The 14,254-nt window shown below is 48.2% G+C and carries 15 protein-coding genes; all 15 read right to left on the bottom strand.

The features are described 5' to 3' along the window. Positions 1–1,935 (bottom strand): MacB family efflux pump subunit, encoded by a 1,935-nt coding sequence (locus tag ACXAFQ_RS11970; RefSeq protein ID WP_474822159.1) that lies wholly within the window; start codon positions 1,933–1,935, stop codon positions 1–3. After that, entirely contained in the window at positions 1,928–3,109 is a 1,182-nt protein-coding gene (locus ACXAFQ_RS11975; protein WP_474822163.1) for an efflux RND transporter periplasmic adaptor subunit, read from the bottom strand. Before ACXAFQ_RS11975 ends, ACXAFQ_RS11970 begins: the two co-directional genes overlap by 8 nt. Positions 3,110–3,216: 107 nt before the next feature. Continuing rightward, on the bottom strand, positions 3,217–3,825 hold the full coding sequence (locus ACXAFQ_RS11980; RefSeq protein ID WP_474822165.1) for a hypothetical protein: 609 nt from the start codon (positions 3,823–3,825) through the stop codon (positions 3,217–3,219). Position 3,826: 1 nt separating this feature from the next. Then, positions 3,827–4,966 carry a PepSY-associated TM helix domain-containing protein gene (locus tag ACXAFQ_RS11985; RefSeq protein WP_474822169.1) on the bottom strand — a complete coding sequence of 380 codons (1,140 nt, stop codon included), beginning with the start codon at positions 4,964–4,966 and terminating at the stop codon, positions 3,827–3,829. A 94-nt stretch (positions 4,967–5,060) separates the two neighbouring features. Beyond that, positions 5,061–7,154, bottom strand: coding sequence for a TonB-dependent receptor domain-containing protein (locus ACXAFQ_RS11990; RefSeq protein WP_474822172.1), 2,094 nt, complete (start codon positions 7,152–7,154; stop codon positions 5,061–5,063). A gap of 8 nt (positions 7,155–7,162) precedes the next feature. Continuing rightward, on the bottom strand, positions 7,163–8,068 hold the full coding sequence (locus ACXAFQ_RS11995; RefSeq protein ID WP_474822177.1) for a TonB family protein: 906 nt from the start codon (positions 8,066–8,068) through the stop codon (positions 7,163–7,165). Then, positions 8,065–8,463 carry an ExbD/TolR family protein gene (locus tag ACXAFQ_RS12000; protein WP_474822179.1) on the bottom strand — a complete coding sequence of 133 codons (399 nt, stop codon included), beginning with the start codon at positions 8,461–8,463 and terminating at the stop codon, positions 8,065–8,067. Before ACXAFQ_RS12000 ends, ACXAFQ_RS11995 begins: the two co-directional genes overlap by 4 nt. Continuing rightward, positions 8,460–8,867: an ExbD/TolR family protein gene (locus ACXAFQ_RS12005; RefSeq protein ID WP_474822182.1), complete on the bottom strand. Its 408-nt coding sequence runs from the start codon at positions 8,865–8,867 to the stop codon at positions 8,460–8,462. The genes ACXAFQ_RS12000 and ACXAFQ_RS12005 overlap by 4 nt, the downstream gene beginning before the upstream one ends. 2 nt (positions 8,868–8,869) lie before the next feature. Continuing rightward, positions 8,870–9,409: a MotA/TolQ/ExbB proton channel family protein gene (locus ACXAFQ_RS12010; protein WP_474822184.1), complete on the bottom strand. Its 540-nt coding sequence runs from the start codon at positions 9,407–9,409 to the stop codon at positions 8,870–8,872. A gap of 93 nt (positions 9,410–9,502) precedes the next feature. Beyond that, entirely contained in the window at positions 9,503–9,967 is a 465-nt protein-coding gene (gene trmL / locus ACXAFQ_RS12015; protein WP_474822186.1) for a tRNA (uridine(34)/cytosine(34)/5-carboxymethylaminomethyluridine(34)-2'-O)-methyltransferase TrmL, read from the bottom strand. 121 nt (positions 9,968–10,088) lie between these two features. After that, on the bottom strand, positions 10,089–10,292 hold the full coding sequence (locus ACXAFQ_RS12020) for a hypothetical protein (protein WP_474822191.1): 204 nt from the start codon (positions 10,290–10,292) through the stop codon (positions 10,089–10,091). A 282-nt stretch (positions 10,293–10,574) separates the two neighbouring features. Continuing rightward, the gene (locus tag ACXAFQ_RS12025; RefSeq protein ID WP_474822194.1) at positions 10,575–11,537 is read right to left on the bottom strand and encodes an alpha/beta fold hydrolase; all 963 of its coding nucleotides are present in this window, start codon (positions 11,535–11,537) and stop codon (positions 10,575–10,577) included. Then, on the bottom strand, positions 11,537–12,913 hold the full coding sequence (locus ACXAFQ_RS12030; protein WP_474822198.1) for an ATP-binding protein: 1,377 nt from the start codon (positions 12,911–12,913) through the stop codon (positions 11,537–11,539). Before ACXAFQ_RS12030 ends, ACXAFQ_RS12025 begins: the two co-directional genes overlap by 1 nt. Then, positions 12,910–13,617 (bottom strand): response regulator, encoded by a 708-nt coding sequence (locus tag ACXAFQ_RS12035; RefSeq protein WP_474822480.1) that lies wholly within the window; start codon positions 13,615–13,617, stop codon positions 12,910–12,912. Before ACXAFQ_RS12035 ends, ACXAFQ_RS12030 begins: the two co-directional genes overlap by 4 nt. 222 nt (positions 13,618–13,839) lie before the next feature. Beyond that, on the bottom strand, positions 13,840–14,250 hold the full coding sequence (locus ACXAFQ_RS12040; RefSeq protein WP_474822203.1) for a methylglyoxal synthase: 411 nt from the start codon (positions 14,248–14,250) through the stop codon (positions 13,840–13,842). Positions 14,251–14,254: the final 4 nt, after the last annotated feature.

Consider the following 14,254-nt stretch of genomic DNA (forward strand, 5'->3'; position numbering starts at 1 on the left):
TTAATCCTCTGACAAGGCTTCTATAGGGCTAAGACGGGATGCTTTTAGTGCGGGCGCATAGCCGAACAATACGCCAACCAGCAATGAGGTAATGAATGCCAGCACGGGCGGCATCAAGGTATACGCAACGGAAATCGAAAACTGGGAAACGATGAGAATGACACCATAGCCCAGTACAATGCCCACAGCACCACCCAGAATACACACCACCCACGCTTCAATATTAAACTGCTTGAGAATATCTGCAGGCTTGGCGCCGGTAGCCATTCGCAGGCCTATTTCCCGCTTACGCTCTGACACGTTTACCAGCATGATATTCATTACGCCAATACCGCCTACAAACAGCGAGATTGCCGCAACTGAAGCTAACAGCCAGGTCAACGTATTTTGGGTTTCCGTTACCGCTTCCACGAGAGAATCAGTGGTGAACACCATCACATCTTCTGCTCCATGACGCTGTTTAAGCGTTTCCAACACCGCGTCTTTCACTTGTGAGGCAACATCAGAGCCCGATGCCTTAATGGTAATACCGCTTAAGTAATCACGGCCGAAAACTTTCAGTCGTCCGGTCGTTACCGGGATCAGTACTTCATCATCCTGATCGCTACCACCAGCGGTTGCGCCTTTTGATTTTAATACCCCAATCACCTGATACAGCGAGTTTGACATAAGTATGTACTTACCAACTGCTTGCATTTTATCTTCGAAAAGAGTTTCAGCAACGGTGTCACCGATCACCACGACGGGTGCGTAATTCCTCACATCTTCCTCAGTGAAAAATACGCCTTGGGCTATTTCCCAATCTTTTACGTGAAGGTAATCCGGCGTGGAGCCTTTAATCCGACCGGAAAAGTCGTTTTCACCATAGCGCATGGTATTTCGGGAAGAGCGCTCGGGAGCAACGTACATCACTCCAGGGATGTCTCTCAATGCATCCGCATCGGCCAGCGTTAACGTGGCAACGTCGCCCGAGTTACGCATATTTCGCCCACCCGGACGCACAGAAATAAGATTGGTACCAATGGCTTCAATGCGCTTGAGTACATCTTGTTTACCGCCCTCGCCTATGGCCATCATCGTCACCACGGCAGCAACACCAATAATGATGCCAAGTAGTGTTAGCAGAGTACGAAACCAGTTAAGCCGCAAAGAAGAAAATGCCATGCCGAGCGCGGCAGCGCCGGAAATACTTCGAAACGCCTGAACAGCGCCCTGCGTGCTCTCTTGGGGTGTCTCTTCCGGTACAGCTTCGCCGCTGTCCGATACGATTTTTCCATCCAGCAAATGCACCTGACGTTCGGCATGTTCTGCCACGGCAGGATCGTGGGTGATAAGAATTATGGTAACGCCTTCACCATGCAGCTCTTTAAGCAACGCAAGCAATTGCTCGCCACTGGCTGAGTCGAGGGCACCGGTTGGCTCATCGGCAAGAATAACCTCTGCACCGTTAATAAGCGCCCTGGCAACGGAAACCCGTTGCTGTTGCCCCCCCGACATCTCACCAGGTCGGTGCTCAAGGCGATCGCCTAAGCCCAATCGGGTCAACAATTCTGCGGCCCGCTTTTCACGTTCTTGCTTGTCGGTATTACTGTAAATGGCAGGCAGTGCCACGTTCTCAATGGCGGAATGGCTGGCCAGTAGCTGATAACGCTGAAACACGAAGCCGAAGGTTTTTAAGCGCAGCGCCGACAGCTGTTCCTGCGTCAGTGAATTAACGTTGTGCCCGTTGATGGTGTAACTACCCGCAGAAGGTGTATCCAGACAGCCGAGAATATTCATCAGCGTGGATTTCCCTGAGCCAGACTGACCCATAATGGCAACAAACTCGCCCTTACGGATTGTCAGTGAAATTCCATCCAGTGCACGAACTTCAGTGCCTTCCGTTTGGTAGCTACGCACCACATTATTGAGTTCGATGAGAGAAGGCTTACCCACGAGGCATCCTCGGTGGTCCGCCATCCGGGCCGCCAAAACCGCGCTGGCGTTCCTCACCACTTACCGCAGCAGAGCGCTGACCGGAAGCGATTTCGTCGCCTTCGTTGATACCGGAGAGGATTTCAGCCTCGGTACGAGTTGTCACGCCCACAGTCACAGGCTTGCGAACCATTTCGCCATTTTCCCTGACAAGGACAAATTTTCTTCCCGGTGGTCCTCGCAGCGCCCCTAGAGGCACAACTAAGGTATCCTCCTGCTTTTCTTCAATGAAAAACACCTGAGTGGTCATGGAATCCATAAGCACGCCATCGGGGTTTTCAATATCAATGAGTACCTGATACAACACAACATCGTTAATAATGGTTGGGGTAGGAAGTACCTGACGAACCGTAGAGTGATATCGTTTTTTGGTGTTGCCAATTGTCGAGAAGTAAACCGGCATGCCGCGATAAATTGACTCTACATCGGCTTCTGACACCTCGGCCCGCAAGGTCATGGTAGTCAAATCTGAAATTTGCAGTAGTTCCGGTGCATTTTGATTGGCGTTCAGGGTTTGGCCCTGACGCACGGCGATGGAAGCAATAGTCCCGCTGATAGGTGCATAGATACGGGCAAACCCTAATGTCACTTTGTCCCCCGCCAGCGACGCCTCGTTAGAGCGAATTTGTGCAGAACTGGCTTTAATCCGTGAATCCAGTACTTTCACATCAATGCGACTACTGATAGCCACATCTTCACTTACCGCATTTTGTTCGAATAGATTGTTGTTGCGTTTCTCTCGCAGAATGGCCAGTTCACGTTCCGCCTCAAGCTGGGCTAACTGCGCTCTCATCGACTCGAGTGCTGCTTCAGCATTCTGTACCTGCGTTTCGAAAACGGTAGCATCAATATCTACAAGTACCGCTCCCTCTTTAACCACATCGCCTTCTTCAACGTGAATTTTTTCAACCTGACCCGAAACCTGCGCACCGACTACTACATAATGCTTAGGTTCTAATTGGCCGGTAGCAATAATGCTTTTTTCGATTGTGCCTTTTTGGGCTGTCGAAAACGTTGTTGATTCAGTAGCACTGGAAGATCCAGAAAGGGAAGTCCAAAGTTGATATGCAGCCGCAGCGATAATAATGGCTGCCAGTAACCATATTAGCGACTTGATGGATCCTTTTGAAAACACAGTCTTTCCTTATAATTAAAACTCTAAAATACAAAAGCCCGCAGTCATATACCACGGGCTTTGCACAACTTAACATTTCCAAACATTGGTTGTAGATGAATGCACTATTATAAGTGTTTTACTATCTTGACCTGCGTGGCATTTAATACTTCGAATATCTTTTGCTTGGCTTCTAATGTGTCTTCCAGTTGCGCACTTAGCGCCTGGAGCACTGCTTCTCTGACCTTATTTTTGTCGTTTTCATAACCCGGTTCATCAGGGTTAAGTGATACCAATAGTAATTTGGAATTATTGACATCTTTTGAGTGTGCCATATAGCTTTTACGATACGTCAGTAAAATACTGCGCACAGATGCTTGCTGCTCTGCATCCAGGGCAAGCTTAACTGTCATATCTAGTAAACTGCTTTCTGTATCTACAGGGTTAAATCCGGCGATAAGAGGGAGACGCTCACCATTACCTTTCCGGTTCTGACCACGAACAACCGCGTCGCCATCTTGACGCTGATTCCGCCCTCTTGCTGCCCCACTCTCGCTTGCAGACGAAATGCTCTGGTTTCTTCCAGCGTTATTCCCTGCTTGCCCGGAATGATTGCCAGTTGCTGCATTGGTTGCGCCATGCTGCCCTGTAGCGTTTGCCGATACCGGTGCCAACCAATTTATTGCTATCACACTGCAGATTACACTGACCAGTGCCGATAAAATTAAATGCTTCATATTACTTCCTAAGATCACCTTTGGGTATGGCACTGCCCCTAGCACTCAGTGCCGTTACATTTTTCTTCAGCTTTTTTTCGTATTTGGATTTTTTCATGACAAAACTGGTTACCCCGGCCACGGTCATTATCAATGCCAGGCTCATTATCAAAAGCATAACCAGCAGGTAATAAGGCGTGATCCCCCGTCCGGTATGCAAAGGCAATATCATCTGATAAATCTTCTGCCCCAGAGTGTGATCAGCAAACGTTTGTGTAGCGACCACTGCAGCCGAGCCGCTATCAACAAACACATAACTGCCGGCAAGACCAAGCCAATCGCCTTCGGTTGCAAATCTGAATTGCATTGTGCCAGCCAGGCTGGCGGCAGCTCCACGAGCCCGGGTCGCCCCAACACTGACTAACTCTGCTCCCGGAAATTGCTGCTTAGCCAGAGTAAGACTTTGTTCCCAATTACCTCCCGTATATACAGGCGCATGAACTACGGGTTTGATGGGGGAATCGGTAAGCAAATTCTGCGCTACGCTTCGATACGTGATAGCTGCACCGGTTAATGTGAAGAGCAAAACAAAAACAACGGTAACGATGCCAGAAGATAAATGGGAAAAGTACCAGGCTGATATTTTAGTCGATGCTGGCACCAGCCTGGAAAATTTGAATGTACGACGTTGAAACCACCACATATAAATGCCGAGCACACTGATCAGTGCAGCGCCAAGACCACACCATGCAACCCATTCTGCGCCGCTAAGCCCTGCATATTCAGTTCGACCAAGTAGAAAATTCCGATGTATTCTCAGTACAAACGGGAAGAATCCGTCGCGGTCTGAAACGTTGTGAGCGACTTCCCTGAGTGTAAATGGGTCATACCAGTATGTCTCTCCCCGAAGCACCACCCTGAATAACGGTGACGACTCAGAAGGGAAATATATTGACCGGGCCTGCGGATGCTGTGTGATAAGCGCAGCAAGCCCGGCAGACAAAACTGAGTCGGTGATTTTAGTATACTCATACCCGAAGGTCTTTTCAGTTTCGAGGTAATCGTCGAACCCAGTTAGTAATCCAGTAAAAAGGGTGACGGCAAAAAATACGCCAAGTGGAAAGCCAATCCAGCGATGGAGCGTGGTAATAAGTTTGTGCATTGTGGTGTTATGCCTGCTTTAAGACCATGCGGTAAAGTCGGCTTTTTCAGAGTGAAGAGCCGACTTTACCTTTCAGGGAAAGAGCGTAAAGGTATTAAAAGCTGTACTGCACAGTGAGCTTAATATTGCGCCCAGGCTGATACGTGGTCACATCAATCGCATCTCCGTTTTCATCAACCCCCTCGGTTATTGCCCGTTTGGCGTACAATTTATCGAACAGGTTAGCTACCCGCAGTTGTACCAGAAAGTCATCGGTAACCTGATAGGAGCCAAACAGGTCCACAATGGTGTAACCTTCGCGACGGCGTTCAATGTTACGTTGCACGTACTCTCGATCATCACGGTTTGTGATATCGACACCAACACGTGACTTACCATCGAGCAGGTACATACCTGCTGATGCATTTATAGATGAAGGAGCGATATCTGCAAGCTTGGCTCCTGTACTGTCTGTTCCGTCCATATTCTGCGCAGTCAACGCGGCAAAATAGTCATTGCTGGTGTAGTTCACAGACAATTCAAAACCATCAATTTCTGCGTTGTCGATGTTCTGAAACTGGCTGACAATGACAGTATCGATAGTGCCATCGTTACCTACATCGGTTTCGTACGTCCCGGTCTCCTGTGAGCTAATCAGATCTTCAACATCATTGCGAATATAGCCAAACTGGAAGTTAAACTGATCTTCAGAAGAGAACAAACCGCTACGGTTATAGCGAACTCCGGCTTCCCAGCTGTCAGATGTTTCACCTTTCAGTGATTCGTTGGGCAGCAGTTCAGAACAGCTTCGACGACCGCATATCGCTTCAGGGTCACCGCGTCCGTAGGCTTCGTGAACAGAAGGACTACGGAAGCCTTGACCAACAACAGCATATAACGTGAGTCCTTTTGCTGACGTTTCTTCAAGTGGAGCCCAGCTCAGGCTCACTTTTGGTGAAATTGCAGATTCATCAATGGAGGAACCGTCATTTTCATTTTTAAAGTTGTCGTAACGAACACTCCCGACGACTTCAAGGGTTTCTCCAATGTATACCGTATCGCTCAGGTAAATACCGTACTGGGTGCGCTCCCGCTCAATTGGGTTACCATCATTACTGGTATAGGCGGTCAGTACATCATCATTGGTGTAATCCACGCCGTAGCGGAGCTGATGAATCACGTCATCACTCTGAATAAAGTCGCTGATATTTTCGAATTCGAAATACGTTGTATCTACGCCCCACTCTGTCGCGTCATCGCCACCCACAGTCTGCCTCCAGCGATTGGTCGATGTTGTTGAAAAGCGGGTTCTGAGGTTCAGGTACTGATTATCTTCAGGATTAAACGCGTACATCACGCTAGACGTTTCCTCCGTTACCTCTGTCTCACGCGGGTCGCTGTATGCGCCACTGCCTGACGTGGTGCGAGCAATGTATTCTTTTTCGTTACGCTGGTACGAGGCTTCTAAGCGCTGCTCATCAGTTGGAGTATATACAGCCTTAAACAGTCCGTTTATATCTTCAGTACCTGTTGAACCTTCAAGGGTTTCACGTCCTTCGCCGTCTTCGTATGGGTCTGTATCACGACGAACGAGAGTCGTAGACACTGCAAACTCTTCACTCAGACTCTTTGCCGCATCAACACTGAGATAATTACTCTGGCCGTTGGTTTCGATTCCGGCGCGCAGATTTACGCCATAATCCTGACCTTGTTTAATCACGTCTTCCGGGTCTTTAGTTTCAAACAACACTACACCGCCCAGAGACCCGTTTCCGTAAACGTTTGACGCTACGCCAGGTACAACGGTGATGCTTTTATACATGTCAGGCTCTATCCAGGTGCTTCCGGCCCCACCATGTCTTACCTGACTAAAATTCTTTGGTGCACCTTCCACGCGAACACTTATTTGATCCTGCGAAAAACCGCGAATGTAAATCAAAGAGCTTTGCGGGCCACCTTCCTCATCAATTTGAATGCTGGTGGTTTTTCTCAAGGCGTCAGCCAGCGTTGTGGACTGTTGCGCGCGAATATAGTCGTCAGTTATCAGTTGTGCGCCCTCAGATGCGCCTACGCGCTGGCCGTCAACTGCAACAACTTTATCCGCCTCAGACACAGTTGCCTCAACTTCTACTGTTGGGAGTACTTCTTCCTGTGCGAACGTTGACGCCGCAACAAACCCTAGTGCGAGTGTGATTGCATTTAACTTCATGTTGTTACCTAGTTGAGTGAGTATTTAATGGGTACCGTCAAAGTGGACGGAAATTTTGAATGTAATGACGCAACGGGGGCGGGTAGCTGCAAACCGACAAACAGTTTTTCTGTACTGCTGTTGAGGTGCTTGCTTTTGGCACGCCGGAGTAGCCGAAAACTCTCAATTTTGCCCCGCTTATTAACGACAAACTTGACGGTTACCACACCTTCCGCTCGCCGAATTCGCGCTTGCTTGGGATAAACCTTTTGAGCGTGAATAGCTGAGAACACCGTTTCTTTGTAGTTTGCCCATTCGGAATCGGTAATGCCGCTGCCGCCTAAACTGTCATAATTCTGCCCATCGCCTTCCTTTGCCTCCAGCGCTGCTTGTTGTATACCAGCAGATAAAGCCTGAGGGGGAACCTCAGGAAAAGGCTGTGTTTCTGAAGATTGATTATCTGCAGGGCTGCGGTCTTCATTTGCAGTCTCTTGCATGACAAGCTCTTGTCTGGGCGCTTCGGTTTGAGGCTGCTCTTCTACTTCTGGTTGGTTAGCAGCTGGTTTTTTTTCGACTTCCAAAACCGCGTTTTCCTGAATGTCAGCGGCTCGCTTTCTGCTCGAATCTGGCAGATTTTCGATAGCCGATTCTGATAGCTTGTCAGATTTATCACGGTCGCCTAATGCGTCGTTTTCTACAGCAACGACGTCTGTGACAGGTTCATTATTCTGAGGTTGCTCACTAATCACATCACGCTCAGGCTGCGCACTGTCAGGAGAAGAAGGTTCACGAGCAATCTCCATTATTGTAGCTGAGTATTCTGGCAACGATTTTCCTGCCCGGGCTTTTTCCCCGCTACTTTCATCGTTCAACCCCATAACGATGAAAATTGCTGCGTGCAACGCCATTGAACCTACTATGAATTGAGTTTTCATGGCAGAACCTTCTCTGTCACTACCGCTACTTCACGGATGTCTGTAGCACTTAGTTTCGCCAGAGCCTGGTTCAACACCTTGCCTGTCACATCTCCATCGGCAAATAGAACAACAGGTGAAGGCGCTTCTTTAATTAACTCTGCGTCGCTTACACTTATTCCACGCCAAGTTAATTCACCAGCCACATCCAGGTACAACCAATCGTTGGGATCTGATTCGATAGCGCGTTTCTCAGCGATTTGCTCTGGGGGTACAATGGCAGGCACCGCTGATTTCTGCATTTTTCCCGTCATAAGAAAGAAGATGAGTAAGAGAAAAACCACATTAATTAACGGTAAAACGGGTTCGATACCTGGTCTGGCCGGTGGTTTCGCCGTAAGCGGATTGAAATTCATTTCGCATTCCCCTCCGGCAAAGGCACTTCAATGGCCAGAGATACATCAGAGAAGTGTTCGCTTAACTGGTCATAGCGAGACATGACATGTTGCAGCGCTACATCATCGCTATACCCGAGAACAATTCTTGAAACGCTGCTTTTTCCCAATTGACTGAAAAGTTCATCGCAAGGCTGCACGACATTCTGATATTTGCACTGAACCGAGGACTCAACGACTACTTTGGCAACGCCATCCTTTTTAACGCCGGTAGAACGGGTACTCGAAAGTTTGATGTCATTTTGTTGAAAGCTCTGAAACTGCATCACCAGCATGAAAAAAATCAATAAGATGAATACCACGTCAATTAACGGCGTGAGTCCGATTGATGGTTTTTTTGATGCTTTTGAAACAAGAGCTGTCATGATCAGCTCCTGCTCACTTTGTCTATGATGTAGCGATTAAGCAGCGCTGCGGAATTCTCGACTTTCTTATCAAGATAATGCCATGCGACAAGAGCGGGAATAGCGACGATGAGACCAGCAGCAGTGGTGAGCAATGCCTGCCAGATACCATCAGCAAGAAGCGAGGGATCGATCTGTCCTTCTACCTGCGAAAGCGTAGCAAAGGCTTCAATCATGCCAAGTACGGTGCCTAGAAGACCAATAAGGGGGGCTGCAGCTGCCACAACTTCCAACGGACGCATGGTCTGTCGGAATGCCGTAAGATGCTCAAAGGCTATGGAAGACAGTCGTTCCTGCAGAGAATCGGCCTTATAACCTGATTTTGTTGCAGCTTGCTCAAGGGCGTGAACGACAGGGTGCTGCGCCGCAGCAGAAGTTGAAACAGGCGCATTAATTACAGCCGCGCGGCTTTGCAGTAAAAGCCAGGCAATGGTAGCCAGTGAATAGACCGAAAGTAGAATGAGAATCCATAGTACCCATCCACCTGAAAAAATAAGTTCCATACATCCCCCAAAAAAGGATGCTAATGATAATAATTCTCACAAGTATTTCAATATAAGTGAGGTATACTTTCGTCTAGAATTTTGAAGGTTTTGCTACCGCGCGCCATCGTAGCCAAGCTGACGCCAGCTTTCGTACACAAAAACAGAGACGGCATTAGACAAGTTCATGCTTCGGCTGTCTGGCAACATAGGAATACGAACACGCTGCTCTGGCGGCAGTGACTGAATAAAATCATCCGGCAATCCGCGAGTCTCCGGGCCAAAAATTAGTGCGTCACCCTTTTGATACTGCACGTCACTATGAAAAGCTTTTCCCTTGGTAGTACAGGCAAATATACGTTGCGGCTGCTGTGTTTCCAGGTAGGCATTGAGATCGGCGTGGCGCTTAACATCAGCAAACTCGTGGTAGTCCAGACCGGCCCGACGTACACGTTTATCATCCCACTCGAAACCTAGAGGCTCAATTAAGTGAAGTGCAAATCCTGTATTCGCACACAGTCGAATTATGTTGCCAGTGTTAGGGGGAATTTCAGGCTGGAAAAGTACTATATCAAGCATTCTGGGATCACGGTTGCATACTAGGGGAAGCAAGGATAAAGCGTGATACGCGGGTTAACAAGCCCACAGTGGAACGGGGGAAGAAGTTCCTACCTGTGAGCCATTTTGGTGCAACGGGCTTTTACAGTGCGTTAAGTACCCGGTTTGTTTGTGCCATAGCGGCCCAGCGGCGGGCTTTGCGCTGTGATACAGGACTACTGGCAAATTTTGCCAGACGGTCTGAAAGTGGGCTAAAAGTATTCACTGAATGACCATAAACAGATGATAAATCAGTATTTACTGGCGCTTCTAATTTCATAGTTCGAAGAAAATCATATTTTTGCATTATTTCTGCCTTATGCCGCTACTCTATGGGCGGTCTCACTGTCGTCTGAATTTCACAAAGTGAAGACACAACGTAGGGATTTCTTCACTCTATAGACTTTAGTAGTGCATGAGCCATACCGCAATTTTCTGTGTAATAAATATTTCATTAAAAATGCTTGGCGATCAGGATCTTATAGAAAAGTATGAGAAAGGCACCTTTCTAATCTACATGTGAAAAGCACTACATGGTGTGAAAATCAGAGACACTTTTGTAAAAAAGTCCTGGTATTGGACTCATCGACTAGGCGAGAAAATCGAAGATAGCCTGGAATGTATCGTTGCGAATATCGTCTTTTTCGATAAACAACTCGTGGTAAGCCCCTGGTAACGATTTTGCCGTTACCGCTTTCAACTTCTGCGCTACCCGCATCTGCCGTCGATTATCAACCACCGTATCGCTCCCTGCGCTCAGTAACAAACAAGGTTGATTAAGTTCACTCGCTCTCGACTCGATAATATCTATCGCGTGCAATGCCGCGCGAAGCCAATGAATAGTAACGCCACCCAATTGCAACGCCGGTTGTTCTGCGTAGAGCATTCTGAATAAACGATATCGGATACGGCTGTGGGTTAAATGGTTGTTTTCAAAAACCGGGGGCAGATAGTCTTTTTGACCAACAAAATAATCTGTGGCTAAGCCTGCCTTAGTAAATTTGCGGGTAAAGTGGTTTAGCAATTGATTCGCCAGCCAGCGCGGTAATGCCGGGCGAATACCAAACATGGGCGAGCAAAACACCAGCTTATCAAAGTAATCTGGATGCTCAAGTGCGGTGAGCGCACCAATTGCACAACCCATGCTGTGTCCGACAAGATATCGCGGGCCCTTAGGTTGAAGTACTTTCACCTTTTGCTCGATAAACGTTTCCATGTCAGCGACATACTGATCGAAGTGCTCTACATAGCCCTGGTGGGGGTTTTCCGTCATCCGCGAAGATAGCCCCTGTCCGCGATGATCATGAATGAATACCGCATAGCCATGGTGAAAGAAGTCGAACACCACTTCTTGGTATTTCAGATAGGCTTCAATACGACCACTGGAGATAACCACGGTCCCCCGGGCATTCTGCGGAACGCTATAGGCATACGCCAAACGAATGTTATCTGCGGTTTTTAATGTGCCGGTTTTAACATGGCGCTGCCAAAAGTCGGCAATAACTTGCGGTTGAACCGTTAATTGGTGTTCTGAGGAGAGTTTCCGTTCCATTACTTCTGCCCGTCCATCGGCACGGCTATGGATACCGCGAGGCCACCGGACGTATTTCGGGTTGCGTGAATCTCGCCATGATGCATTTCCACTGCCGCTTTTGCAATGGCCAGGCCCAACCCAACACCACCGGATTCTCTGTCGCGGGCAAGGCTTGCTCGGTAAAACGGGGAAAAGATAGATTTACAATCTGCTTCATCGAGGCCCGGCCCGTCGTCGCTCACAACGACTTCCCAATCGGTATCGGTAACCGTAAAACATACCGACACGCAAGACTCGGCATAACGAATGGCATTGCGTATGACGTTTTCCACCGCACTACAAATCATCGTATGGTTAACCACAATCTTGGCACTTGGAAACGGTGACACTTCGACTTTTTTTCCATGATTACCCGCCTCGAAGGTCGCATCAGCCAGCGTACTTTGAAACGCTTCTTCCAGAGAAAGAGAATCAAATTGCGGCACCGCTGACTCAGCACGGGTCAGAGTAAGCAATTGGGCCACCAGAGCCTCCATGCGCTCTGCTTCACGTTCAATTCGGCTAAGTGTCGCCGGGTCGACATCCTGCTGGTGAGCAATCCCCAATGCCATCTGTAATCTGGCTAATGGCGAGCGTAACTCGTGAGAAATATCGGCCAACAAACGCTGCTGGCCCTGCCACATTTTTTCTAGCTGACTGGCCATGGCATTAAAATCGCGGGACAGCTCGCCAAGTTCGTCTCTGCGTAATGCGGGCTTTTCGACACGGGCTTTCCAGTTTCCAGTCGCCAACGCCTTACTGCTTTGTTGCAATTGTTTAATCGGTTTAACTAGCGAGCGGGCAAACAGATATGAAAGCACAATGGTAATTACCAAAGCGATACATAGAAAATAGATAATGGAGATTTCACCCGTTGGTGGCCCATTAGGTCGCATCATAAAAAGGGCAATCTCTTTTGACCCTACACTGAGCTTTACCGGTCCCACGGTTTCGAAGTTTCTGCGGATTAAAGACAGAGGTGAAGGTTGCTCTGACAGGCGTTCTATGTCTCTTATTTCATCAGGGTGCATAGGCGGCCCTGCATGCCGAAGGATGTTCCCGGAAGCGAGATCGACACCAATAATGTGATGACGGTTTATCCGATCAGCGCGCCGCACCATTTCCTTCAAACTGAGCGCTTCATTACTGTTTTTTGCCATCGACAAAATGGCATCACGAGCCTCGTTAAGTAAAACGATATCCTGGCCTTTTGGCGGACTAATCTCGACATTATCAGTAAAAAAATTCACCGCATAAAAGGTAGTAACCGCCGTGAAAATAAAGGTTATCCAGAACCACAAAAACAAACGCCCGACAACGCGCCGGGCTGGGTTAAACCGGGAGAACAGGGTCATGAAGCGAGTCTTAATAAATATCCTGAGCCACGGATGGTTTTGATTTTTTCATCGCGGGTCGTTTCTGACAGCTTTTTACGCAAGTTACTCACATGCATATCGATACTACGGTCGAACGCCTGCAGCTTTTTACCCAGCACCTTTGAACTGATTTCTTCTTTTGTAACCAGTTGACCGGCATTCACCATTAATAAATGCAGAATTGCAAATTCGGTGTTGGTTAACGTTAAGCTTGTATTATTGCAGGCAGCAACTTGTCTGCTCACACTCAGAGAAATGTGATTAATTGCCAAATCCTGCTGCTGACGCATTTGCCCGGATAACTCAAGGCGACGGAATATGGCTTTTATTCTTGCCAAAAGCTCGCGATGATTAAACGGTTTTGGCAGGTAATCATCGGCTCCCAGCTCTAACCCTAAAATTCGATCAAAATCATCGCCCCTGGCGGTAAGCATCAATACCGGGGTAAGGTGACTGATTCGGAGCTTTTTCAACACCTCAAAGCCGTCCAGCTGCGGCATCATCACATCCAGCAGAATAAGCTCAAAGGTTTCACCCGATGTTGCCAGACGCAGACCTTCCACGCTGTCGTTCGCCACAGTCACAGCATAGCCAGTAGCTTCCAAATAAGTACGAAGCATATCGGTTAACTCGTGATCGTCGTCAATAATCAGAATGGGCTGATTTGTCGCTGGGGCGACCATGGATCTTTCTCCTACGTGTTGCGAGCGTGCATAACGCTGACTACCTGCCGATGACATAGCGCGCAATACCGACATGGAAAAAACGGCCTGAGTCATTATTATAGTCTCCAAATTCTAGGTGATAAGTTTACCTGATAGAGACAACGCAAAAATCCATTCGCCAGAAGCTTTACGCAAGCTTTACATTGCAGCGCAGTGCAACCGGCCAGTACTTCGGTTTAATCAGTACTCCGGTTTAAAAGGTAAATAATCCTCGGCAAAGAAAAGCGGCGAAGTAATGATGAGGTCAGCAGTCGCTGACGAACACGCTACAGGAACATTCCACACAGAGCATAAACGTAGTAACGCTTTCACATCAGGATCATGAGGCGCAGGGTTTAACGGGTCCCAGAAGAAAATGAGCGCGTCTAACTTACCCTCAGCAATGAGTGCCCCAATCTGTTGATCGCCTCCTAATGGCCCGCTTTTGTATCGGGTAATGGCAAGGCCTGTGTCATCGGAAATGAGTCCCCCGGTTGTTCCGGTGGCCACCAAATCACATTTGCGCATGGCTTCGATATGGGCATTTACCCAGGCAAGCAATTCGGCTTTTTTGTGGTCGTGCGCAACCAACGCAACCGTTTTTCTATTCATTTTA

The sequence above is a fragment of the Alteromonas sp. ABH2_165 genome, assembly GCF_056159945.1.

Bases quoted from the DNA above. Each gene is read 5' to 3' on its own strand.
- ACXAFQ_RS12025 (WP_474822194.1), bottom strand. From the start codon at position 11,537: ATGGAACGGAAACTCTCCTCAGAACACCAATTAACGGTTCAACCGCAA.
- ACXAFQ_RS12005 (WP_474822182.1), bottom strand. From the start codon at position 8,867: ATGACAGCTCTTGTTTCAAAAGCATCAAAAAAACCATCAATCGGACTC.
- ACXAFQ_RS12020 (WP_474822191.1), bottom strand. From the start codon at position 10,292: ATGCAAAAATATGATTTTCTTCGAACTATGAAATTAGAAGCGCCAGTA.
- ACXAFQ_RS11980 (WP_474822165.1), bottom strand. From the start codon at position 3,825: ATGAAGCATTTAATTTTATCGGCACTGGTCAGTGTAATCTGCAGTGTG.
- ACXAFQ_RS12040 (WP_474822203.1), bottom strand. From the start codon at position 14,250: ATGAATAGAAAAACGGTTGCGTTGGTTGCGCACGACCACAAAAAAGCC.
- ACXAFQ_RS12000 (WP_474822179.1), bottom strand. From the start codon at position 8,463: ATGAATTTCAATCCGCTTACGGCGAAACCACCGGCCAGACCAGGTATC.
- trmL (WP_474822186.1), bottom strand. From the start codon at position 9,967: ATGCTTGATATAGTACTTTTCCAGCCTGAAATTCCCCCTAACACTGGC.
- ACXAFQ_RS11995 (WP_474822177.1), bottom strand. From the start codon at position 8,068: ATGAAAACTCAATTCATAGTAGGTTCAATGGCGTTGCACGCAGCAATT.
- ACXAFQ_RS12010 (WP_474822184.1), bottom strand. From the start codon at position 9,409: ATGGAACTTATTTTTTCAGGTGGATGGGTACTATGGATTCTCATTCTA.
- ACXAFQ_RS11990 (WP_474822172.1), bottom strand. From the start codon at position 7,154: ATGAAGTTAAATGCAATCACACTCGCACTAGGGTTTGTTGCGGCGTCA.
- ACXAFQ_RS11985 (WP_474822169.1), bottom strand. From the start codon at position 4,966: ATGCACAAACTTATTACCACGCTCCATCGCTGGATTGGCTTTCCACTT.
- ACXAFQ_RS12035 (WP_474822480.1), bottom strand. From the start codon at position 13,617: ATGGTCGCCCCAGCGACAAATCAGCCCATTCTGATTATTGACGACGAT.
- ACXAFQ_RS12030 (WP_474822198.1), bottom strand. From the start codon at position 12,913: ATGACCCTGTTCTCCCGGTTTAACCCAGCCCGGCGCGTTGTCGGGCGT.